Source organism: Streptomyces sp. NPDC088732 (assembly GCF_044751205.1).
In the GTDB taxonomy this organism is placed as follows: Bacteria; Actinomycetota; Actinomycetes; order Streptomycetales; family Streptomycetaceae; genus Actinacidiphila.
This window is the reverse complement of sequence record NZ_JBIVLI010000026.1, coordinates 46,974-68,654: the sequence shown is the minus strand read 5'-3', so window position 1 is coordinate 68,654 and position 21,681 is coordinate 46,974. Positions and strand designations below refer to the sequence as shown.

Here is a 21,681-nt window from a genome sequence, read left to right as displayed (position 1 = left end):
TGGCCGCTGTGGGCCTGGGCGCCGGACGACGGCCCCACCCACTACGCCCTCGGCGGGACGCTGCTCCTCGGCGTCGCGGTGGCGCTGGCCAACCTCGTCCCGCTGCCCCCGCTCGACGGCTACAAGCTGCTCGGCTACGCCCTCGGCATCGGGCAACTGGCCGCCGGCAGCCGCACCTTCCTCGCCCAGGCCGTGGCCGGACGGTTCGGTCGCGGGCCGGGCACGAACGCCTACCCGCGCCGGGCCCGGGCGGCCTACACGCTCTACGGACTGCTGGCCGGAGCCCTCACCACCGGCACGGCCGCGGCCGTCCTGGCCGCCGCCGGACGGTGGCTGGCCGACCGGTACGGTGCCCTGGCCGGCGCGGCCCCCGTGCTCCTCCTCGTGGCCGCCGCCGTGCTCCGGCGGCTCGGCCTGGCCGCCCGCGCCAGGCGTACCGCGCACACCTCCCAGGACGGGGAGCCGACGGCACCGGACGCCGCCGCGCCCCCCGGCACCAGCACCACCCCCTCCGGCGACGACCCCCACACGGCACACACAGCAAGGGAACGGCAGATGACGGCAGTGGACACGGCCCCCGAGGCCGTGGTGATCGACGACGTGCACAAACGCTACGGCCCAATCCAGGCCGTGGACGGGGTGTCGTTCACCGTGCACCGCGGCGAGTTCTTCGGCATCCTCGGGCCGAACGGCGCGGGGAAGACCACCCTCATCGAGATGGTCGAGGGACTGCGCCGCGCCGACAGCGGCACCGTCTCGGTCCTCGGTGCCTCCCCGTGGCCGCGCAACACCGCGCTGCTGCGGCGCCTGGGCGTCCAGACCCAGGCCTCCGCGTTCTTCACCCGGCTCACCGCCCTGGAGCACCTGGAGACCGTCGCCGTCCTCTACGGCCTCGGCCCCGAGGCCGCCGTCCGCGCCCTGGACCTGGTGGGCCTGTCCGCGCAGCCCCGCACCCGCGTCGACAACCTCTCCGGGGGCCAGCGCCAGCGGCTCGCCATCGCCACCGCGCTCGTCCACGACCCCGAACTCATCATGCTGGACGAGCCCACCGCCGCCCTCGACCCCGAGGCCCGCCGCTCGCTGTGGACCGTGCTGCGCGAGCTGAAGCGCGAGGGACGCACCATCGTCCACACCACCCACCACCTGGACGAGGCCGAGGCGCTCTGCGACCGTGTCGCGATCATGTCGGCCGGCAAGGTCATCGCGCTCGACACGCCCGCCAACCTGGTCCGCTCCCTGAAGGCCCCCACGCGGGTCCTGGTCCCCGCCGACCGCATCACCGTCGAACGCGCCCGCGCCATCGAGGGCGTGGACCGCGCCGAGGTCGAGGGCGGCGAGGTGGTCATGGAGACCCGCGTGGCCGGACAGGTCATCGTCGCCGTGAACGACATCGCGGGACCGGACGCGGTGCAGACCCGCACCGCGACCCTTGAGGACGCCTACCTCGCCCTGACCGGATCGGAGCACTGACCGTGAGCGCGTACGCAGCACTGACCAAGGCCAACTACCGCGCCTACGTCAGGGACCAGACCACCGTCTTCTTCACCTTCGCCTTCCCGCTGATCTTCCTCGTCGTGTTCGGGCTGATCTTCAAGGGCCAGACCGTCGAGGACGGCGGCCCCCCGTACATCAACTACATCGCGCCCGGCGTGCTGTCCTGGGGCGTCGGCAACGCGGCCATGTTCGGCGTGGCGTTCACGATGATGCACTGGCGCCGCGACGACATCCTCCGGCTGATCTGGCGCACGCCCACCTCGCTGCCGTCCGTGCTGGCCTCCCGCTACGCCATCGCCATCGGCGTGGGCCTGGTGCAGGCCGCGCTGTTCGTCGGCGTCGCCCTGCTGCCGCTGTTCGGGCTGAAACTCGCCTCCGGTTGGCCGCTGGTGATCCCGGTGCTGGTCCTCGGCATCACCACGTTCATGGCGCTGGGACTGGTCGTCGGCAGCCTCGCCAACACGCCCGAGGCCGTCGCCGCCATCGCCAACTGCATCATGGTGCCGATGGCGTTCCTGTCCGGGTCGTTCTACCCCAGCGACCTGATGCCCGGCTGGCTGCGGGACATCGCGCTCGCCCTGCCGCTGCGCTACTTCAACGACGGCATCCTGGGCGTGCTCTCGCAGACCCACCACGGCAGCGCCTCCGACCTCGGCCTCGCCTGCGCCGGACTCGTCGGCTTCGCCGTCCTGTTCGCGCTCGTCGCGGCCCGGATCTTCCGCTGGAGCAACCGGGGATGACCGCCGAACCCGCCGCCGCGCCCGCGGCCCCGCCGCCGGACCTGCCCGGCACGCCCACCGACACCGCGGCCCGCGCCCTGCGGGACGCCCTCGCCGCCCGCCTGCCCGCGGCCGTCCCGGACGTGGTGCCGCTCGGCGCCGTCGACACCCTCAACCCCGGCCGCGACCCCCACGGGGACCGCCGGCCCGGCGCCCGCGTCCACCTCGCCCACGACGCCGTCCTCATCGGCCCGTTCGGCGGCACCGACCCCGCCGAGGACGCCTGCGGACAGTGCCTGGCGATGCGCTGGCAGCGGCTGCGCACCCGCTCCGAGCGCGAGGCCTGGGAGACCGGCACCTCCGCGGGCGCGGCGGGGCGGTGGCCGGTGCTGCCGGAGTACGTCGTCGACGCCGTGGCGTCCCTGTACGCCGCCGCGTCAGCCCGCCGCGCCGACGGGCCCCTGCCCCGCGTCGTCCGGCTCGACCTGGCCACCCTCCAGGTCGCGGCGGTGCCGCTGCTGCGCGAACCGCTGTGCCCGCACTGCGCCCCGGCCGACGAGGCGGTGCCGGCGCCGATCGGCACCGTCCCCCGCCCCAAGCCCGCGCCGGACGCCTACCGCCTGCGCTCCCCGCGCTCGTACGAACTCCCCGCCCAGGCCCTCGCCAACCCGGTCTGCGGTGTGCTCGGCGCCGCGACCTGGACCGACGTCAAGTCCCCGACCACCGCGCCGGTCGCGGGCAGCGTCTTCATGCGCGGCTACGCGGGCCTGACCGACGTCACCTGGAGCGGCCAGGCCAACTCCTTCCGGGCCAGCCGCGACCTGGCCTTCCTGGAGGGCCTGGAACGCTACGCGGGCACCCACCGCCGGCGCCGCGCGCCACTCATCACCGCCGCCTGGGACACCCTCGGGGACCGCGCCCTCGACCCGCGCGAGTGCGGCCTGTACGCGCCGGAGACCTACCGCGACGACCCTCTGCTCAGCCCGTTCGCCCCCGACCGGCCGATCCCCTGGGTGGAGGGCTGGTCGCTGCGCGACGAACGGCCCGTCCTCGTCCCGGCCCGCCTGGTGCACTACAGCGCGGGCCTGGCCGCCGACAACTTCGTTTTCGAGTGCTCCAACGGCTGCGCCATCGGCAGCTGCCTGGAGGAGGCGATCCTGTTCGGGCTGCTCGAACTCATCGAGCGCGACGCCTTCCTGCTCGGATGGTACGGCAACGCGCCGCTGACCGAGATCGACCTCGGGTCGCTCGCCCGCGGCACGACCCGCGCCATGGTCGACCGGGCGGCGCTCCAGGGCTACGACGTGCACGTCTTCGACAACCGCGTCGACCTGCCGGTGCCGGTCGCCACCGGACTTGCGGTCCGCCGCGACGGCGGCCCCGGCACCCTGGCGTTCGCCGCGGGTGCCGCCTTCGACCCGGAGACGGCCGTGGAGTCCGCCGTCTCCGAGATCCTCACCTACATCCCGCACCTGCCCGGGCAGGTCCGCGAACGCCCGGACGAACTGGCCGCCATGGCAGAGGACTTCAGCCTCGTGCGCCGGCTGCCCGACCACGCGGCGCTGTTCGGGCTGCCCGATATGGCCCGGCATGCCGCGAGCTACCTCGAACCGGCCGCCGTACGGCCGCTGCGGGAGCTGCACACCGAATGGGAGCGGATGCGCCCGCGCACCGGCGACCTCCGCGACGACGTCGCGCTGTGCCGGGACCTGCTCGCCGGGGCGGGCTTCGACGTCATCGCCGTCGACCAGACCACACCCGAACAGGCGCGCATGGGCCTGCGGACGGTGTGCACGCTGGTGCCCGGCCTGCTGCCGATCGACTTCGGCTGGTCCCGGCAACGCGCCCTGCGCATGCCCCGGTTGCGTACGGCCTTCCGCCGGGCCGGGCTGCGGGAGACCGACCTCGCCGGCGCCGAACTGCGCCGCGTGCCGCACCCGTTCCCCTGATCGCCGGGGCGGGCACGGCGAAGCCCCCTGCCCGGCGGCGCGAACCGCCGGGCAGGGGGCCGAGGGCCGGGTCAGGCCGTGCAGCTGGTGGTGCTGGTGGTGCTGCTGCAGGTGCTGGTGCTGCTGCAGCTGGTGGACGAGCCCAGCATGACCTCGCTGGCGTCGGAGTAGTCGGTGATCTCGAAGGTCTCGGACTCGAGCTCCAGGATCTCGTCGGCAAGCGACGCGAGGGACTTCGGCTGCGGCGACATGGTGGTCCTCCTCAACGTGAACGTGGCGGGAGCGGCGGCCCAGGCCCGGGTGGGACGAGCGAACACCCGTGCGCTGTACCGGAGTCATTTCTAACGACCCCCACTGGCAGATCCGCCCACGTCCCGCTGTCACCTCGCTGTCAGGTCCCTTCAGCTCTACGTCTTCCTCAAGGAGCCCGGCGTGCACCCCACCGCCCCCGCCACCACCGCGGTCCTCGACGGCCTGCCCGGCGTGCTGCGCGCGGCCGTCGAGGACCATCTCGACATCCACCGCCACCCCGAGCTCTCCGGCGCCGAGGAGCGCACGGCGGCCCGCGTCGCCGCCCGCCTGACCGCCGCCGGCTACGAGACCGCCGGCGGCGTCGGCGGGCACGGCGTGGTGGGCCTGCTGCGCAACCGCCCCGGACCCGTGGTCATGCTCCGCGCCGAACTCGACGCGCTGCCCGTGCAGGAGAGCACCGGCCTCGCATGGGCCAGCGAGCGCCCCGGCGTCATGCACGCCTGCGGCCACGACCTGCACCTCGCCTGCCTGACGGGCACCGCGGACCTGCTGGCGGGCGCCGCGGCCCACTGGTCGGGCACGCTCATGGTCGTCGGCCAGCCCGCCGAGGAGACCCTGAGCGGCGCCCGCGCCCTGCTGGAGGACGGCCTGTACGAGCGGTTCGCCACCCCCGACGCCGTGCTCGCCCAGCACGCCGCGCCCCTGCCGGCCGGGATGGCCGCCCACGCCCCCGCGCACGGGCCGGTGCTGGCGGGCAGCCGCCTGCTGGAGGTGGTCGTGCACGGCTCCGGCGGGCACGCGGCCGCCCCGCATCTGGCGGTGGACCCGGTCGTCGCCGCCGCGGCGATCGTGCTGCGGCTGCAGACCGTGGTGTCCCGGGAGACCGCACCGGCCGAGCAGGTCGTGCTCACCGTCGGCTCCCTGCACGCCGGCGTCCGGGGCAACATCGTCCCGGACCGCGCGACGCTGGAGGTCTCGGTGCGGGCCTTCACCGATGCCGCCCTCGACCGCGTGGAGTCCGCCGTGCGGCGCATCGCCACCGCCGAGTGCGCGGCCTCTTGGTGCCCGCGCGAGCCGTCGGTCCGGGTGCTGGCCCAGTCGCCTCCCACCGTCCCGGACGCCGGGGCCGCGGAGACGGTGCGCCGCGCCCACGAACAGGCCCTCGGCGAACGGCGCGTGGCGCTGTGGCCCGCGTCGACGGCCACCGAGGACTTCCCGCTGTTCGGACCCGCCGGGGCCGCTCTGCACGGCGTCCCCGGTATCCGGACCGCCTACTGGATGTTCGGCTGCACCGGCCCCCGCCAGTGGGCGGGGACCCCCGGGGGCAGCGCCGCCGAGAAGATGGCGGCGCTGCCCCCGAACCACGCCCCGGACTTCCGCACCGACCCGCGGCTGGCCGTCCCCGCGGGCATCACCGCCCTGACGGCGGCCGCCCTGGCGTTCCTCGGCCCCGGGGTCACGCCGCGCTGATGGTCTTCTGCTCGACGTACTGGCCGAGGCCCGCGGCACCGAACTCGCGTCCGATGCCGCTGGTCTTGTAGCCGCCGAACGGACCGTCGAAGCCGCCGAAACCGCCGTTGACGGAGAACGTCCCGGTGCGGATGCGCCGCGCCACGGCGAGCCCGCGCTCGGTGTCCGCCGTCCACACCCCGCCGCTGAGGCCGTACGGGGAGTCGTTGGCGATGCGCACCGCGTCGTCCTCGTCGTCGAAGGGGATCACGACCAGGACCGGGCCGAAGATCTCCTCCTGCGCGATGCGCATGGAGTTGTCGACGTCCGCGAAGAGCGTGGGCCGCACGTAGTAGCCGTCCTCCAGGCCCTCCGGCATGCCGGGGCCGCCGGTCACCAGGCGGGCGCCCTCCTCAATCCCGAGGTCGATGTACGACCGCACGCGCGCCTGCTGGTCGGCGCGGACCATCGGGCCGAGATAGGTGGCCGGGTCGGAGGGGTCGCCGACGGTGATGCCCTCCATCATCGACGCCACCGCCGCGACGACCTCCTCGTACCGCGAGCGCGGCGCGAGGATGCGGGTGTGGGCGATGCAGGCCTCGCCGTTGTTGCCGAACGAGGCCGACTTCAGCCCCTCGGCGACGGTGGCGAGGTCCGCGTCCTCCAGGACGACGGCCGCGGACTTGCCGCCCAGTTCCAGGCTGACGCGCTTGAGCTGCTCGCCGGCGACGGAGGCGATCGCGCGGCCGGCCGCGGTGGAGCCGGTGAACGCGATCTTGTCCACGCCGGGGTGCGCGACCAGGTACGCGCTGGTCTCGCGCCCGGCGGGCAGGATGCTCAGCACGCCCTCGGGCAGCCCGGCCTCCGTGAACAGCTCGCCGAGCACCAGGGCGTCCACCGCGGTCTCGGGCGCGGCCTTGAGGATCACGGTGCACCCCGCGAGCAGCGCCGGGACGACCTTCGCCAGCGCCGACTGGTGCGGCGCGTTCCACGGGATGACCGCGGCGACGACGCCGACTGCCTCGCGCCGCACCAGGGTGCGGCCGGCGCCGGCGGAGGGCAGTTCCTCCTCCCAGCCGAACGCCTCCGAGGCCCGCAGGTACGCGGCCGTCTGCTCGGCGATGCCGCCGTTGTGCAGCCAGTGGGTGAACCACAGGGGCGAGCCGTTCTCGGCGGTGACGAGCGCGGCCAGCTCCTCGCCGCGCGCGGTGTGCAGTTCGTTGAAGCGGCTGATCACCGCGCGGCGCTCGGCGGGCGTCGTCAGCGGCCAGGGCCCGTGGTCGAAGGCCTCGCGGGCGGCGGCCACGGCCCGGTCGACATCGGCGGGGACGGCCTCGGGGACGACGCCGACCAGGCGCCCGTCGTGCGGCGAGCGGACCTCGATGGTGCCGTCGCCGGCGGGGGCGGTCCAGCGGCCGCCGATGAACAGCCGGTCGAAGGAGGTGGCGGACGGGGTTGCGGTCATGGGAGTTCGCTCCTGAGGGGAGGGTGCGCCGCAGCCGTCCCAAATAACGGGACGGTGGGCTCTTATGTGCTCCACGTTAACAGACCGCTGGGCCGTTAATAAAGTTCCGGCGGTCCGTTACGATGTAACGGTGGCCACACCGGCCGGAGGAAGCCCGAGGAGAGGGGGACCGGAACCGTGACGCAGACCGAGACCCAGGACCAGGACCAGGGCACCGCCGCGTTCCAGCGCGCCCGCCGCCCGGAGCAGCGCGAGCAGCGCCGCGAGGCGATCCTCGACGCCGCCGGGGCGCTGCTCCGCGAAATGCCCGCGTCCGAGGTCAGCCTGCGCGAACTCAGCCGCCGCGTCGGGCTCTCCAAGTCCAACGTTGTGCGCTACTTCGAGACCCGCGAGGCGGTCTTCCTCGAACTCCTCGACCGCTCCATCGGCGAGTGGCTCGACGCCCTGGAGGACGAACTGCCGCCCGTGCCGGGGCCGGACGGGCCGCCCGTCGCGTCCGGCGCGCTCGCCCGGGCCTGGGCCGGCTCGCTCGCCCGCCGGCCGCTGCTGTGCGAGCTGTGGAGCATCCTGGCCGCGGTCCTGGAGCGCAACGTCTCGGTCGAGTCCGTCCGCGCGTTCAAGCTCCGGGAGGCGGACCACCGCGCCCGGCTGGCCCGCATGGCGGGCGACCGGCTGCCCGGCCTGGACGAGCCCGCGGCGATGGAACTAACCCGGATCTCCGTCGTGCTGACCGCCGGGCTCTGGCCGTTCGCCAACCCCTCGGCCGCGGTCGTCGAGGCCACCGGGGACCCCTGCCTCGCCGAGGCCCGTGTCAACTTCGGCGAGTCACTCGGCACCATGCTGCACGCCGCCCTCAAGGGCCTCCTGTGCGGGCACGCGACGCCCTGAGGGCCCGGCCGCCGCGGGCTCGCGCAGCTTAGCCGGATTCGTCACCCTGGGTGGCGGCTTCGCCCCGGTTGCCCGGGCCGGCCTCCGCCGCCGTACCGTGGGCACATGGCCGTCCCTGACCTCATCCGCATCGTCTCCCGCTCCTCACCCATGGCCCTCGCCCAGGTCGAGCGGGTCCGCGCCGAACTGACCGCGCTCCATCCCGGCATCGCCATCGAGGTCGTGCCCGTGACGACCTCGGGCGACCGCTGGATGGGCGACCTCGGCCGGCTCGGCGGCAAGGGCGCGTTCACCAAGGAGGTCGACGCCGCGCTCCTGGAGGGCCGGGCCGATCTCGCCGTGCACTGCGTGAAGGACATCCCCGCCGACCGCCCGCTCCCGGCGGGCACCGTCTTCGCCGCGTTCCTCAAGCGCGACGACATCCGCGACGCCCTCGTGCACCCCGGCGGCCTCACCCTGGACGCGCTCCCCGACGGCACCCGGATCGGCACCTCGTCCGTCCGGCGCGTCGCGCAACTGGCGGCCTCGCACCCCCAGTTGACATGCGTACCGCTGCGGGGCAACGCCAACCGCCGCCTGGAGAAGCTGGAGCAGGGCGACGCCGACGCGCTCCTGCTCGCCGTCGCCGGCCTCGAACGCATCGGCCGCACCGGCGCCATCACGGAGATCCTCCCCGTCGAGGCGATGATCCCGCCCATCGGCGCGGGCGTCCTGGCCCTTCAGTGCCGCGAGGACGACTCCGCCACCATCGACGCCGTCAGCGACCTCGGCGACCCCGACACCCACCGCGAGACCACCGCGGAACGCATGCTCCTCCACGTCCTCCAGGGCCACTGCAACAGCCCCATCGCCGGCTACGCCCGCGCGGAGCGCGACGGCCGCCTCTCCCTGCGAGCCCGCGTCTTCTCGCCCGACGGCAAGACCGTCCTGGACGCCCACGAATGGGCGGGCCCGCTGGACCCCGCCACACTGGGCACTTCGGTCGCGGTCGCCCTGCTGCGGCAGGGGGCGCGCGAAGTGATCGACAGCATCCCCCATTGAGAGGCTGACGTACCGTCAGGGAACGGCTACAGCGCCACCACCCGGGCGATCAGCCCGACGGCGATGAGGGCCGCCACGGCGAAGATCAGGAAGAGGGAGACGACCTCCCACGCCGTTCGCACCTCCGGCGGCTCGGTGTAGGAGATACCGGCCGTGGTGCTGCCCTCGCACGGGGGAGTGGGCGTGGGCGGCACGCCTTCACGGTGCGGCCGCAGTTGCGGGGCGAGCTTGGGGCCGTCGTTCGTGGTCGCCATGCCTATCACTCCCGATGTGCTCCCGGTGTGCGGATGACCGCGGCGTCCCGGGCCCGCCCGGGGACGGCGGCCCTGCCGCGCTCCCCCCTGTCCTTCGATGGTAGGCCGCGCGGCGGGACCGTGCCCGTCGCGGTGGCGATGACCTGCGGATTCCACTGGACGGCCGCCCCGTACGCCGCGGGCCCCCGTCCGCTGTCGAGGGGTCAACCCCGCGCGGAGAGCGGCCTGTCGGCGCGCGCCGCGTCCGGGCCCGGCTGCGGCACGGACGAGTCCTCACGCAACGGGCGTATTCCGCGCAGGCCGCTCCGAAAACCGGAAAACACGCGAGCCGGGCATCACGACAGTTGACGGAAGTCAACCTATGGGGCGCCTGAGGGACGTGTGGCGCGACAGAGTAATCTGCGCGCCAATGGCATCGGATAACGACAGCCTGGAGATCCAGTGACCCAATCCCCCCGATTCCGGCCGCGCCCCGGCGTGCTCATAGCGGCCGCAGCAACCAGCATCATCGGGCTCGGCCTCTGCGCCGCGCCCGCCTCGGCGCACACTCCCAACTGGGAGGTGAGCTGCTCCGAGGTGACGGTCGTCGACCTCGAGGCCTACAACGGCCGCGTGGAGAACACGGTGACCATCACCGTGGACGGCAAGGACCTTCTGCCGACCGAGACCTTTGGCTCGTCGTTCAAGAAGGAGCACCTGACCCTGCCCCCGCACACCAGCGCGGTTCAGGTCAGCCTGGTCGTCAAGGCCGGCGACGGCCAGCAGTACTCGTTCAGCGACACGAAGACCGCTCCCGCCTGCGAGGGCACGCCCCCGCAGACTCCGGAGACCCCGTCGCAGAGCGCGACCCCGTCGGCCAGCCCGACCACGGAGTCGCCCGCGCCGAGCGCGACCCCGACCGTCGAGGCGAGCCAGAGTGCCTCTGAGGCGGCACCCTCCCCGGCCGGTGGCGAGTCCTCGCCCGCCGCCGATCTCGCCGAGACGGGTGCTTCCAGCTCCACCCCGCTCCTCGCCGGTGCCGCGGCTGTCGCGCTGCTCGCCGGTGGCGGTCTGCTCTTCGCGAACCGCAAGCGTCGCGCCGCCCGTCACTGACGAGCCCCGCACGACACCTCGTTCATAGGCCCGGGTGCCGGCTCCTCCGCACGGAGGACCGGCACCCGGTTGCTGTTCCGGCCGCCCCGACCCGTCCCGGAAGGACCGAAGGACACCGTGACCACCCCGACCCAGTCCGCCCCCGCCTCAGGAACGGCACTCGACGAACACGCCGACACCGTCACGCCGTCCTCGTGGGCGGTGCTGCTGTGGAACGACCCGGTCAACCTCATGGGATACGTGGTCCGTGTCCTCGTCCGCGTCCTGTCGGTCAGCGAGGACGAGGCGCGCCGGCTCATGCTGCTCGCCCACGCCGAGGGCCGGACGGCCGTCTTCAACGGCGACCGCGACGCGTGCGAGGTCGTCGCCGCACGCCTGATGGCGGCGAGCCTGTGGGCGACGGTGCGGCATGGCTGACTCCGTCTTCACCTGCGACGGCGACACGATCCTCGTCGCCCTGCGGCAGCCGCTGCCGCGCACCCTTCTCCGGCTGGCCGACCGCGTCGCCGCCGCGCCGAGCCCCGTGCAGGGGCCGGACCACCTCGTCGAACTCACCCAGGACGCGGCCGACGACCCGCTGCGGCGCTGGGAGGCCGACGCCGCCGCCGAGTCGCTGCGCGGCCGGGTGGCCGACCGCGTCGCGGACTCCGACTGCTCCGTCACGGACGTCCTCGCGGCATCGGGCCCCGTGGTCCACGCCCGGCTCGACGACGAGGCGGCGGACCTGTGGCTGGAATGGCTCAACCGCCTCTACGTCGCCGTGCGGGCGGCCGAACTCGACGGCATCGCGGTCGGCGACGGCCAGCCCCTCGACGTCCCGGGCAGCTACCTCCGCGAGCCCGACGTCGTCGCACCGCCCGGCTTCGGCCCCGAGGGACTGCTCGTCGGATCGCTGATGGCGCAGTTCATGGACGCCCTCGACGAACGCGACACGGGACGCCCGTAATTGGACGCGGCCACCGGGAGGCGGCGGTAAATCCTTGGCCCACCGGTGCGCTCCCGTGCCACAGTGAGCGCACCGAGGGGCGTAGCTCAGCCCGGCCAGAGCAGCGGACTCCAAACCCGCACGCCGCAGGTTCGAATCCTGCCGCCCCTGCAGAAGCGGCGCACCGCATGCCCTCTGCGGCGCCGGAACCGCCGGGAGCCCCGTCGGCGTCCGAGCGGGCACCACCACGGGCAAGACCTGACTGACGTCCCGAAGCGAACGCTCGCCCCATCCCTCGGTCTCCTGCACCGTCGACCTGTCGGATCTGCTGCTGCCCGGAGCTCCCGGAGCCAAGACCCTGACCAGCATGTTCACCGGCGTCGTTGACGCGCACCGCGCGAGGCGGCACTGATGGACACCACCACGTGCACCCCACGAGCCGGAACAGAACGGGCTCATGGACGGGCCCACGGTGAGCGCGGCGGGATCGCGGTGTTCCCCGCCGGTGCACCGTCGCGTTGCCGGCCATCACAGGCCTGGTCCTGGGCGGCGGAGGCAAACTGTCCGCGACGGAGCGAGCCGATGCCCTCGCGCTGGAGGCCGCCCGCGCCGGCGGGCAGGCCCTCGACCCGGCCGCGGCGATCACCGGCATGGCGATCCGCGTCGACCCAGTAGCCGCCCGGGCCGCCGCAGCAGCCTGGACCACCAGATGCTTGCCGCGATACGACGCGAACCAGACGGCACATTAGGGGCATTCTAGCCAGCACGACCCAAGGGGCTCCTGCCGCCGTCGATCAACGGTGGCAGGAGCCCCTTCGTGTTCTCGCGGAGGCGTCAGCCGACGCCTCCCGGTTCCCTGCGCCGGGCCCAACGGCTTGCGTCAGCGCGGACGGCCTCGCAGCGTCCGGCGATGAGCCCCGCAGACCACTGAGCGCCAGGACCGCCATCATCACCGCGGCCCCCGCCGCCACGCCGAAACCGCCGTGGGCACCGCCCGCGTCCACCACCCGTCCCGCGACCGCCGCGGCTCCCGCTACTCCCGCCGCGCTTGCGGAGTTGCCCCAAGTGAACGCCTGGGTGAGAACGGCACGGGGGACCGACGACTCGGTGAGAACGGAGGTGAGAATCAGGAGGACCGGCACGGCGAGCCCGGTCAGGGCGAGGGTGGCGCCAACGGCGAGGGGGGAGCCGAGGAACGCCAACGGGAGGCTCGCGAGGGTGAGGCAGGCGGCGGCTGCGGCTTGGTGGTGTGGGAGAGAGCCGCCGCGACGCCGTGCTCCGTAGGCCCAACCGCCGACCAGGTTGGTGCAGTTGGAGGCGCAATACAGCAGCGCTGCCTCGTCCGGTGTGCCGCGTCCGACGGCATACGCGGCAACGGACACCTGCGTCGCGCCGAAGAACACCCCGAGCGCGAGGCCGAGCGCGACCTGCCGCAGGAATGCTGAGCGGAGCAGGGCGCGTCCGGCGTGTCGGCGTTCGGCGTGCTCGCTGAGGGGCGGCGTGGTGCGGCGCTGGACGGCGAGGACGAACCCGCCGCCGACGACGAGAGCGGCGGCCAGCAGTACCCCGGCACCCGGGTGGCCCGCCGCACCGAGGACGCTCACCAGGGCCGGTCCCGCCAGGTAGGACACTCCGTTGGCGAGGGCTTCCAGTGCGAAGGCGGTGGGCAGCGCGGCAGCCCGTTCACCGGACAGAAGGGCGGACCAGCGAGCGGCGGACAGGGCACCGAGCTGAGGCAGCGTCGCCCCGACGAGCACTCCGGCGACGACGTTCGGAACGGCGCCGGCGAGCAGCAGTGCCACGGCCCCGGCATGGGCGCCCAGGGCGCAGAGAAGTACCCGGCTCTGCCCGAACCGGTCGACGAGGCGTCCGATTTGAGGCCCGGCGACAGCGTCCGCGACAGCGAAGCCGCCAGTGACGAGACCGGCTGCGGCATACGACCCGGTGCGTGCGTGCACCAGCCAGACGATGCCGATCCCCGTCATGGCGATGCCCAAGCGTCCGACAGCGGCCGGAAGGAAGAAGGCCGCGGCACCCGGAGTGCGCAGCAGAGTACGGTAGTTCGCCGACGCCGAAGGCACGTCGCATCCCTTTCGCCGCCCGGCGGGACGCGCCACACGGGGTCGTCGGCGTCCGGATGTGCCGACCCGTGGCTGCGCCTGAAGCCGTCCAGTGTGGCGCGGAGCGGGGACGCGCACCCCACGCCGACTCCGTCACCGGGCAGAAGTCATGCGGTAGTTGATGACTTCCTGGAGCGTAGAGGAACAGCGCCCGGAAACGAACAGCGGAGCCGTGGTTCCTCTGAACAGCGCGATCGTCGCTGCGGGGCGTATGCGGGGCTCGAGGCCGGCCATTCTTACAGCAAGGCCTCGTACTGCCTGGGCGGGCGGTCCGCCGAAGTCCTCTACCGCGACTGGATGGCCATCGAGCACACCGCCGGCAGCGTCTCAGGCGTCCGCAGAGCCATCGCTCGGGTTCAGCAGGTCACCAGGGCCTACGACGTCTCGATGGACGCGCGCACCGAGTACGCCATCACCGAAGTCCTCCAATCGCAGGCCCTGGCGTCCGCCGGCGGACCGGGCCTGCGAGGCCAGCAACGCGGTTACCGGACCGCGACGGGGATGCACGGTCCGGCAACCACTGATGCGCTGCAGGTTCCAGTGGCGTCCTTGGCCATCAACATCGCAGGCAACCGCGTCGCGCACCCGCTCAGTTCGTCATATGTGGGTGAAGATCTTCTCGGCGTCGAAGCGCGAGACCGGCTGGCGGGAGACGCGCGTCTCGTCCGGGTACCCGAGCACGACGAGCAGCGTCGTGGTGAAGTCGGTGTCGGTGAGGCCGAACGCTTCGTTGATCGTCGCGCGGTCGAACCCTTCCAGCGGGGTGGCGGCGACTCCGAGAGAAGCGGCGGCCATCATGGTCGCGCCGACCACGAGGTACGTGTTCTTCTCCAACCAATGGAGCACGTCGCCGCCATAGTTTTCCGATTGGATCTCCACGAAGTCGGACGCTCCGGTCTCCCATCCCTTCTGGATCTCCGGGTCCGGGAAGCGACCGTCCGCGCGCTCCTTCGCGAAGATCTCCTGCAAGTGCTCGTCGGGAATGGTCTTGCGGGTCGTGAATACGATCGCGTGCGACGCGTTCCGCACCTTCTCCGCGTTGTCCGCGAAGCGGCCGACGAGAGCGTCCGCAAGCTTGTCCTTACCGGCCTGCGTCTCCAGCACATGGAAGTGGTTCGGCTGGATGTTGACCGTCGTCGGCGAGGTGCGTAGGTAGCGCAGCAGGAGCTGGAAGGTCTCTTCCGGGATCTTCTTGTTCGGGTCGAAGTAGCGGGTGAGGTGCTTGGTGATCAGGTTTTCGAGATCCATGATCGGCTTTCGTTTCGTTGTCGGGAAGATGGGATGGGGTCAGGAGTCGGTTCCGGGGCCCTGGAGTCACGTCGGTGCGTGGTGAACGTCGCTCTCATTGGGGTGACCTGCGTGCCGGTCGACGCGGTCGCGACATCGCTGGTTACGCGCCGGCACCGGGGATGTCGACGACGGTGTCGTTGACGTTGTTGAGGTAGTTCGTGAGCAGCGTGACGACCACGACGGTGACGATCGCCTGGATCTCGGGGTCCGAGTACCCGGCCTCGCGGACCGCGGCGATGGCCTCGTCACCCACCTGACCGCGGGTCTCGATCACCTGCTGGGAGAAGTGAGCGACGGCGGCGCGCTTGGGATCGGTGGAGCCGCCAGTACGGGCCAGTTCGATCTCCTCGGTGGACATGCCTCCGAAGTTCGCGGAGGTGTATCCGTGCAGCGCAGAGCAGTAGTCGCAGTTGTTGGAGTGCGACGTGGCCAGCGCGATCGTGTGGCGGGTCTTCGCGTCGAGGAGCTTCGCGATGCCGCCCTGCAGGCCCATCACGATCTCGAGGACGCTGGGGTTGGCAGCGAGCATGGTGAACATGCCCGGAGCGAAGCCGAACTGCTCGGCGATGGCGTCGAGCGTGCCCTGCGTCTTGGCGTCGACGTCGGTGAGCTCGGGCGTGGTGAGACGAGACATGGTGGTGGCCCTCCGGGCGGTATCAGTCTGGGCTGCTCAGCCCAGTCACAGTGAACGCGACCCAGAATGGGCTGTCAAGCCCAATCCGTGCCCGTTGGGTCGCTGAGCCCAATCCGTGGGTAGGGTGGTGTCATGCAGATGGACGATGGATCGCGTGATGTTCGGGGGCGCACAGGCAAGGGGCTGGCGACGCGAGGTCGCATCCTCGAGCACGCTGCGGACTTGATCTACACGCGGGGGGTCCACGCGACGAACAACGAGCTGGTGCGAAGAGCAGCGGGGGTCAGCGGCTCGCAGCTGAGCCACTACTTCCCGAACAAGGAGAGCCTGGTGCGCGCCGTCATCGACTGGCAGGCCGACAGCGTGCTCGGCTTCCACCGAAGCGAACGGTTCGCCGGCTTCGATACGATCGAGGCGTACCAGGAGTGGGCGGAGTTCTACGTCGTCTCCGGTCGCCCGTTCGAGAACGGCTGCAGCCTCGGATCCCTCGCGAGCGAGATCGTCAAGACCGATCTGGATGTCCGCGACGACCTCATTCGTGTCTTCGCCGAATGGCGGGACATCTTCCGAGCGGGGCTCGAGCGGATGCAACATGAAGGACGACTCGACGCGTCGGCGGATCCGGAGCGACTCGCTCACATGTTGATCGCCGCCTACCAGGGAGGCAGCCTCCTCGCGCAGATCGCCCGCGACGTAGCGCCATTGCGTGACGCGCTGTATGCCGCGGTCGAGCAGCTTCGCGCTTACACAACGTCAGACCACGTCGTGTGAACCTGACACGAAGCCCGGGCCTCGTGTTCTGGAGTGTGAACGTCTCGTGACGAGGTCGGTAAGGCCGCGGCGTCGGTAGACGCTGACGCAGTCGGGCGGCAGCGTAGCGGGCCTGACGACCCTGACGGTGCTCTTGTGCACGTTGTGGGAGGGCGAGGACAGGGTGATGAAGACGGGCAGGTCCTCGGGAAGGAGGCCGCGGGCGCGCGCGGCCAGGACATGCTCCAGGGCGGGACTTGCGAGAGCGGCCACCGTGCCCTCCGAATCCACGCCCAGCCGGACCCGCCGGGTGTGCCAGGTCCACAGGTCCACAGGTCCATCCTCCCGACCGCGGGCCGGGTCAGGCGCCGGGTGGCCGGGCCCTCCCTCTCCCGCACCGGTGCATCGCCCTCCGCGCGCACGGGCGCAGGCACATCGATCCAGGCTCGATTCCTCGGGAACCGACGCGGCGCGGGAGCGACATCCGAACGCTTCCGTGTGTCGTAACCTCTCCTCGTGGGCGTATCGGGCCGTAGCTGACTGCGCTCAACTGGTGCCGGCCCGGGAGTGCGCCCCGCTGGCAGTGCTGACCGACACCTCTGCCCAGACAGACTTTCCGTCAGAGTGGTAGCGGGTGCCCCATCGATCGGCGAGACTCGCGACGATGAAGAGGCCCCGCCCGGTTTCATCGACAGCACGGGCATGCTTGACGTAGGGAGAAGTTCGCGCACCGTCGCGGACCTCATAAGTAAGGGTCTGGTCCAGGATCACGCGGAGTCTCAGCGGGGGGCTTCCGTAGCGGATGGCGTTGCCAACGAATTCGCTGACGATGAGTTCGCCGGTGTAGATGATTTCCGCGTCGCAGCCCCATACTTCCAGCTGACGACGAGCCGCCCTGCGAGCGATCGACGCCGCCTCAGGACCGTCCGGCAGAATAAGCGTGAGCGCCTGGTCCGCGGGCAGTGCCTTGGTGCGGGCAATCAGCATCGCGGTCTCTGCTGGAAGTGGGCCATCTCCCAGCTCTTGAACGAGAGCGTCCGACAAAGCCATGAGTGACCAAGCACCGCCCGCTTCCAGCAGCGGGCGCAGAAATCCGGCCGACGCTTCGACGGTCGTACTCATCACGATCGTGCTTCCCACAGGCAATGTGAACGTCGCAGCGGGAAATGGTGCAGTGTCGCATGCTGCAAGCTGAGGTCCGGACTGCGATAGGAGCCTGGTTGAGGTGCCGTCGGGAAAGATCGCGAAAGATTCAGGAAGTCCAGCGCACGCGGTGGTGCAGATGCGGTCTACAGGGTTATAGACGGAGATGGCGCAGCTGGCGGTGAGAGGTTCGCGATGCAGCGGATCCACAGGCGGCAATGCGGCGCGCGCATTGACGAGACGCGCCGTTGTCTCGCTCAACCGGGCGAGCAGCTCGTCGGGCTCCAGGTCAAAAGAGGCAAGCGTATGGATGGCTGTTCGTAAAAGCCCCATGGTGATGGCCGCGGGGATCCCTTTGCCAACTACGTCCCCGACAATCAGTGCCGTGCGCGCTCCGGGGAGCGCGATTGCGTCAGACCATGTGCCGCCACCTTCTTCGCCAGGGACGCACAGATGACGGACCTCCAGAGTGGCCTGTGTATCGGGCTGTGGTGGGAGAATCCTGCTCTGAATGGTAGAAGCGATGATCCATTCGTGCATATACCTGCGAGCGTTGTCGATACACAGTGCGGCATGTGCGGCGATCGCGGACGCCGTGTCGAGGTCGCCTCCATCAAAGGGTGCTTCCCCCTCGTGGCGGAAGAAGCTGACCACCCCAAGCAGTTCACCGCGTACCGTCAATGGGGCCACGATCAGAGAGTGAGCATCAGATCGCCGGACCTCATCAGCATGCTCCGGCTCCCTCCACGCACATGCTTCCTCGACAGACATCAGGTGGGCCCGAGGGACAGACAGGATGCGCGCAGTGGGAGTGCCGGCATCTAGCGAGTGAACTGTTCCACTTGCCGGAATTCGGCCCCGAATGGCCGCTTCGCGCAGCGAAACGACCCTCTTGACAGGCGTCCGCGGGGGGCTCTGTCCGCGAACAACCTCTTCGACCACCTCAACAACTGCAGTCCCGGCGAAGGCGGGTACCAGGGCCTCGACCAACTCCCAGCAGTCGTCCATGACACTCAGACGATGCCCTACATTCGCGCGAATCTGCTCCAGAAGCGCTCGGTGTTCCTTGGCTCTCTCGCGCTCAGTCACGTCAAGCGTGCAGGCAACGAGCCCCTGTACGTTTGCGTTCGAGTCTTCCAGGCGGAAGTACGAAACTGCGTAGATGCCGTAATCAGGCCGGCCTGATGGGCGCTTCCGGCGGACGAGCCGGTTCACCGCCGCGTCCCCGCTTTCGAGGACCGATCGCGCAACAGCGGTTTCCTCCTCGACGTTCCTGAATGCCCAGGATTCGGGGAAAGAGCCGCCCAGCAAGCTTTCCGCGGACGTGTCGCTTGACGCCTCGGGGACTGCGCTGGTCCGGACGATGCGCAACTGCTCGTCGAGAACATACAGCGTCACCGGCAAATGATCGAACACGGCCGCCAAGATCGCCGTATCCCGGGTTGCCGACGGCTCAATCGCGAGAACTCGCCACACGACAGCAGTAGCCTGCACAACAGGCTTCACTACGACCGCGGCCGCCTTCGCTCCCTCTCCGTCCCGCCCTCTTGCGTCAGTGGAGATCTCGTGCAAGAGAGCAGTCACGGACCGTCCGATGGTTTCAGCGGCAGAGAGTCCAAACAGCTCCTCAGCTGCACGTTCCCACGCAATCACCCGGCCCGCCTCATCGACGAGGGCGAGCACCTCACCGCTGGGCATGTGAGCACCTCCGGCCTATACCTTTCCGCATCACAAACGCCGCAGCCGCACCAGCGGATGGCTTCACCTCTCGGCTCTGACCGCTAAAGCCGCCGCTATCGATCATTGCCGCTACAGAGGGCTCTGGTTCGATGCCGCGCCGTAGTGTCCGTCCGCGACCGGCACGGTCCGCGGGCGTCGTATTCCTTACCGGCCAGCCGTGAAGGTTGGAGGCATCGATAAGTTCGACCTCGCCCGGTACGAGCCGACGCATTCTGACGTTAGAGTGCAGCCGACCGGACCTTGGGCAAGGCCAGCCGCGGCGTCGCGCACAGTTGCATTTTCCCTCCGCGACCCGCTTTAACACCCCGGCCATGGGCCGATTGGCCCCGATTGCTACACCGGCAATGACATCGATGAGTAACAGGACAGTCACAGTCCGGCTCACTTCAGCGAGAGCCTGGTAGTGATCTGCAGGCTTTCGCTACTGCAGGCCAGCGTGAGGTTGACGATCTCGGCCGCGGGCGTCAACGAGCAGGACGGTGCGGTGGGGTGAATGAGGGCGTCCTCACTGCTAGGTGCGGCGCATGGGCGCGGACAACCCCGCGGTCATCCGTCGGTCTCCTGATCGCGTTGATAGGCGGCGAGAAGAAAGAGCCAGATCTCGCCGATGGTGGGAAAGGCGGCGGTCGCGTGTCGGAGTCGTTTGAGCGGGATCTCACCTGCAACCGCAATGGTTGTCGAGTGCAGGAGCTCACTGACGCCTGGGCCGACAAAGGTCGCTCCGAGGAGGACTTCGCGGTCGACGTCGACAACCGGCCTGGCGTGCCCCTGGTAACCGTCGGCGTAGAGCCTGGCGCCCTGGGCGATGCTGAAGCCGAGGTCGACAGTCCCTGATGCGGCAGTCGGAGCACTCCGCCTGCTCGGCGCTCAGGCCCACTGCGGCCGCCTCGGGGTCGCTGAAGAACACCTGGGGTACAGCCTGCTCGTCGGCGGTGGTGGCGTGATCGCCCCAGGGCGTGTCGTCCAGCGGGCAACCGGTGGCGCGGGCACCGATGGCGTCGCCGGCGGTCCGGGCTTGGTATTTGCCCTGATGAGTGAGCAGGGCACGATGGTTGACGTCACCAAGGGCGTACAGCCATTCGCCCTCGACCAGGCAGGTGGTGTCCACATCGAGCCAGGACCCGGGGATGAGGCCGACCGTGTCCAAACCGATGTCGTCGGTGGCGGGCGTACGTCCGGTGGCGCACAGCACCTCGTCGGCCTCCAGCTCGCCGCCGCTGTCCAGGGTGAGGGTGACCGGCCCTTCCGGGTCGGGGCGGCGCAGGGCGGTCACCTGGACGCCGGTCCGGACATCCGCGCCCGCGTCTCTCAAGCCCTGAGCGACCAGTTCGCCGGCGAAGGGTTCCATGCGCGGGATCAAGCGGTGCCGGGCGAGCAGCGTGACCTGAGAGCCGAGGCCCTGCCAGAGGGTAGCCATCTCGATACCGACTCCGCCGCCGCCGCCGATGATGGCGAGGCGAGTAGGCACGTTGCTCGATTGGGTGCCCTGCGGTTCGTCCAGGGACGGGCCTCGGCGATGCCGAGGATGTCGGGCATCGCCGGCCGACTGCCCGTGGCGATGGCCACCGCGTGCCGGGCCGCGAGTGTCAGCCGGGAGCCGTCGTCGCGGGTGACGCTGACTCGACGGGACCCGTCGAGACGGCCGTGGCCACGGAAGAGGTCGGCTCCAATGGACTCGAGGAACGACGCCTGTCTGGTGTCGTCCCAGTCGGAGACCGAGCGATTGCGACGGGCGAAGACGCCACCGGCGTCGACGCGACCGGTGACGGCCTCTCGGGCACCGTCCACACGCCGGGCGTCAGCGATCGCGATGACCGGCCGCAGCAGCGCCTTACTGGACACGCACGCCCAGTACGCGCAGTCGCCGCCGACCAGTTCCTGCTCCACCACCGCTACGGAGAGACCGGCCGCACTGGCGCGGTCAGCGACGTTCACACCGGTCGGCCCTGCGCCCAGCACGACCACGTCGTAACGCGCGACTCCTTGGGTACCGCGCGGTTCGCTCATGTCTGCCTCTCATTCCTGGGAAGGTCTGACGACGGGCGAGGCGGTGGTGATACCGCGCGGCGAGTCCGGCCTGGCCGGGCGGTCGGTTCGGCCTGGCCGTCATGGGTGAAGAGCGGCCATTCGGTGGCGTTGGGGTACCCGACGCTCCTCGGAGACACGTCACTTGCGCCCCCGGGATCCCGGCGGCATCACGAGGGAGTCACCCCAGGGGCGGATAGTCGCCGGCGGCACGCAGGGCTGTGGCGTCGTCCGGATCGGCTTTCAGGATCAGGACGGGACGTCCCGGCATGTCGGTCATGAGCATGAAGACCTTGCCGCCCACCTTGTGGAGCTCCCAGTCGGGGTCCAAGCGATGCTCCTGGTCGGTGCCGGGCAGTTCCGCGGTGACATCGCGCGCGATCTTCTGCAGTTGCTGACCGTCCAAGGTGATCAACTCCTCTGCCGGGTTCGCGTGCACGGCGTCTGTCGG

General features: G+C 71.0%; 20 protein-coding genes, 1 tRNA gene and 2 pseudogenes. 13 read left to right on the top strand and 10 right to left on the bottom strand.

Annotated elements, in window-relative coordinates; all coding sequences use genetic code 11:
- Positions 1 to 555: 555 nt before the first annotated feature.
- Genes ACIP9H_RS34490 through ACIP9H_RS34480 form a run of 3 tightly spaced genes read left to right on the top strand, consistent with a single transcriptional unit; the run spans position 556 to position 4,162 of the window.
- Complete coding sequence (locus ACIP9H_RS34490) at positions 556 to 1,470, top strand: ABC transporter ATP-binding protein (protein ID WP_401586500.1); 915 nt, start codon at positions 556 to 558, stop codon at positions 1,468 to 1,470.
- Between the two features lie 2 nt (positions 1,471 to 1,472).
- The gene (locus tag ACIP9H_RS34485) at positions 1,473 to 2,234 is read left to right on the top strand and encodes an ABC transporter permease (RefSeq protein WP_401585766.1); all 762 of its coding nucleotides are present in this window, start codon (positions 1,473 to 1,475) and stop codon (positions 2,232 to 2,234) included.
- Positions 2,231 to 4,162: a TOMM precursor leader peptide-binding protein gene (locus tag ACIP9H_RS34480; RefSeq protein ID WP_401585763.1), complete on the top strand. Its 1,932-nt coding sequence runs from the start codon at positions 2,231 to 2,233 to the stop codon at positions 4,160 to 4,162. The genes ACIP9H_RS34485 and ACIP9H_RS34480 overlap by 4 nt, the downstream gene beginning before the upstream one ends.
- Before the next feature lie 71 nt (positions 4,163 to 4,233).
- Here the strand turns inward: ACIP9H_RS34480 and ACIP9H_RS34475 are convergent, their stop codons facing one another.
- Positions 4,234 to 4,413 carry a thiazolylpeptide-type bacteriocin gene (locus tag ACIP9H_RS34475; protein ID WP_319659509.1) on the bottom strand — a complete coding sequence of 60 codons (180 nt, stop codon included), beginning with the start codon at positions 4,411 to 4,413 and terminating at the stop codon, positions 4,234 to 4,236.
- A 181-nt stretch (positions 4,414 to 4,594) separates the two neighbouring features.
- On the opposite strand from ACIP9H_RS34475, the gene ACIP9H_RS34470 reads away from it, so the two are divergent.
- On the top strand, positions 4,595 to 5,884 hold the full coding sequence (locus tag ACIP9H_RS34470) for an amidohydrolase (RefSeq protein WP_401585760.1): 1,290 nt from the start codon (positions 4,595 to 4,597) through the stop codon (positions 5,882 to 5,884).
- Here the strand turns inward: ACIP9H_RS34470 and ACIP9H_RS34465 are convergent.
- A complete protein-coding gene (locus ACIP9H_RS34465) occupies positions 5,871 to 7,328 on the bottom strand; it encodes an aldehyde dehydrogenase (protein ID WP_401585757.1) in 1,458 nt (485 codons plus the stop codon). The genes ACIP9H_RS34470 and ACIP9H_RS34465 overlap by 14 nt on opposite strands.
- A gap of 177 nt (positions 7,329 to 7,505) precedes the next feature.
- On the opposite strand from ACIP9H_RS34465, the gene ACIP9H_RS34460 reads away from it, so the two are divergent.
- Both ACIP9H_RS34460 and hemC read left to right on the top strand, forming a co-directional pair.
- Entirely contained in the window at positions 7,506 to 8,216 is a 711-nt protein-coding gene (locus tag ACIP9H_RS34460; protein ID WP_401585754.1) for a TetR family transcriptional regulator, read from the top strand.
- A 105-nt stretch (positions 8,217 to 8,321) separates the two neighbouring features.
- A complete protein-coding gene (gene hemC, locus ACIP9H_RS34455) occupies positions 8,322 to 9,257 on the top strand; it encodes a hydroxymethylbilane synthase (protein ID WP_401585752.1) in 936 nt (311 codons plus the stop codon).
- Between the two features lie 26 nt (positions 9,258 to 9,283).
- Here the strand turns inward: hemC and ACIP9H_RS34450 are convergent, their stop codons facing one another.
- The gene (locus ACIP9H_RS34450) at positions 9,284 to 9,511 is read right to left on the bottom strand and encodes a DUF6480 family protein (RefSeq protein ID WP_360908556.1); all 228 of its coding nucleotides are present in this window, start codon (positions 9,509 to 9,511) and stop codon (positions 9,284 to 9,286) included.
- Positions 9,512 to 9,952: 441 nt separating this feature from the next.
- Between ACIP9H_RS34450 and ACIP9H_RS34445 the strand changes: the two genes are divergently transcribed.
- The 6 genes and pseudogenes from ACIP9H_RS34445 to ACIP9H_RS34420 all read left to right on the top strand — a co-directional run bounded on the left by ACIP9H_RS34445 (position 9,953) and on the right by ACIP9H_RS34420 (position 12,277).
- A complete protein-coding gene (locus tag ACIP9H_RS34445) occupies positions 9,953 to 10,603 on the top strand; it encodes an LAETG motif-containing sortase-dependent surface protein (protein ID WP_401963023.1) in 651 nt (216 codons plus the stop codon).
- A 117-nt stretch (positions 10,604 to 10,720) separates the two neighbouring features.
- Positions 10,721 to 11,020 carry an ATP-dependent Clp protease adaptor ClpS gene (locus ACIP9H_RS34440; RefSeq protein ID WP_401585746.1) on the top strand — a complete coding sequence of 100 codons (300 nt, stop codon included), beginning with the start codon at positions 10,721 to 10,723 and terminating at the stop codon, positions 11,018 to 11,020.
- Positions 11,013 to 11,549: a hypothetical protein gene (locus tag ACIP9H_RS34435; protein WP_401585744.1), complete on the top strand. Its 537-nt coding sequence runs from the start codon at positions 11,013 to 11,015 to the stop codon at positions 11,547 to 11,549. The genes ACIP9H_RS34440 and ACIP9H_RS34435 overlap by 8 nt, the downstream gene beginning before the upstream one ends.
- 75 nt (positions 11,550 to 11,624) lie before the next feature.
- A tRNA-Trp gene (locus ACIP9H_RS34430) sits at positions 11,625 to 11,699 on the top strand.
- Between the two features lie 124 nt (positions 11,700 to 11,823).
- A pseudogene (locus ACIP9H_RS34425) lies at positions 11,824 to 11,940 on the top strand (pilus assembly protein); the annotation flags it as partial.
- Between the two features lie 106 nt (positions 11,941 to 12,046).
- Entirely contained in the window at positions 12,047 to 12,277 is a 231-nt protein-coding gene (locus tag ACIP9H_RS34420) for a hypothetical protein (RefSeq protein WP_401585741.1), read from the top strand.
- A gap of 45 nt (positions 12,278 to 12,322) precedes the next feature.
- On the opposite strand, the gene ACIP9H_RS34415 is transcribed toward ACIP9H_RS34420, so the two are convergent.
- The 3 genes from ACIP9H_RS34415 to ACIP9H_RS34405 all read right to left on the bottom strand — a co-directional run bounded on the left by ACIP9H_RS34415 (position 12,323) and on the right by ACIP9H_RS34405 (position 15,572).
- Positions 12,323 to 13,609, bottom strand: a complete 1,287-nt coding sequence (locus tag ACIP9H_RS34415) for an MFS transporter (RefSeq protein WP_401963020.1) — start codon at positions 13,607 to 13,609, stop codon at positions 12,323 to 12,325.
- A 636-nt stretch (positions 13,610 to 14,245) separates the two neighbouring features.
- Positions 14,246 to 14,896 (bottom strand): nitroreductase family protein, encoded by a 651-nt coding sequence (locus ACIP9H_RS34410; RefSeq protein ID WP_401585735.1) that lies wholly within the window; start codon positions 14,894 to 14,896, stop codon positions 14,246 to 14,248.
- Positions 14,897 to 15,038: 142 nt separating this feature from the next.
- Positions 15,039 to 15,572 (bottom strand): carboxymuconolactone decarboxylase family protein, encoded by a 534-nt coding sequence (locus ACIP9H_RS34405; RefSeq protein WP_401585733.1) that lies wholly within the window; start codon positions 15,570 to 15,572, stop codon positions 15,039 to 15,041.
- A gap of 132 nt (positions 15,573 to 15,704) precedes the next feature.
- Here ACIP9H_RS34405 and ACIP9H_RS34400 point away from each other — a divergent pair, with 132 nt between their 5' ends.
- Positions 15,705 to 16,343 (top strand): TetR/AcrR family transcriptional regulator, encoded by a 639-nt coding sequence (locus ACIP9H_RS34400; RefSeq protein WP_401963017.1) that lies wholly within the window; start codon positions 15,705 to 15,707, stop codon positions 16,341 to 16,343.
- 525 nt (positions 16,344 to 16,868) lie between these two features.
- Here ACIP9H_RS34400 and ACIP9H_RS34395 read toward each other — a convergent pair.
- The 4 genes and pseudogenes from ACIP9H_RS34395 to ACIP9H_RS34380 form a co-directional block, all read right to left on the bottom strand.
- A complete protein-coding gene (locus ACIP9H_RS34395; protein WP_401963015.1) occupies positions 16,869 to 19,163 on the bottom strand; it encodes a SpoIIE family protein phosphatase in 2,295 nt (764 codons plus the stop codon).
- Positions 19,164 to 19,751: 588 nt separating this feature from the next.
- The gene (locus ACIP9H_RS34390; RefSeq protein WP_401963063.1) at positions 19,752 to 20,012 is read right to left on the bottom strand and encodes a hypothetical protein; all 261 of its coding nucleotides are present in this window, start codon (positions 20,010 to 20,012) and stop codon (positions 19,752 to 19,754) included.
- Positions 19,897 to 21,212, bottom strand: a pseudogene (locus tag ACIP9H_RS34385) (FAD-dependent oxidoreductase). The gene ACIP9H_RS34390 and the pseudogene ACIP9H_RS34385 overlap by 116 nt, the downstream one beginning before the upstream one ends.
- Positions 21,213 to 21,411: 199 nt before the next feature.
- On the bottom strand, positions 21,412 to 21,669 hold the full coding sequence (locus ACIP9H_RS34380) for an MmcQ/YjbR family DNA-binding protein (RefSeq protein ID WP_401585726.1): 258 nt from the start codon (positions 21,667 to 21,669) through the stop codon (positions 21,412 to 21,414).
- Positions 21,670 to 21,681 lie beyond the last annotated feature (12 nt).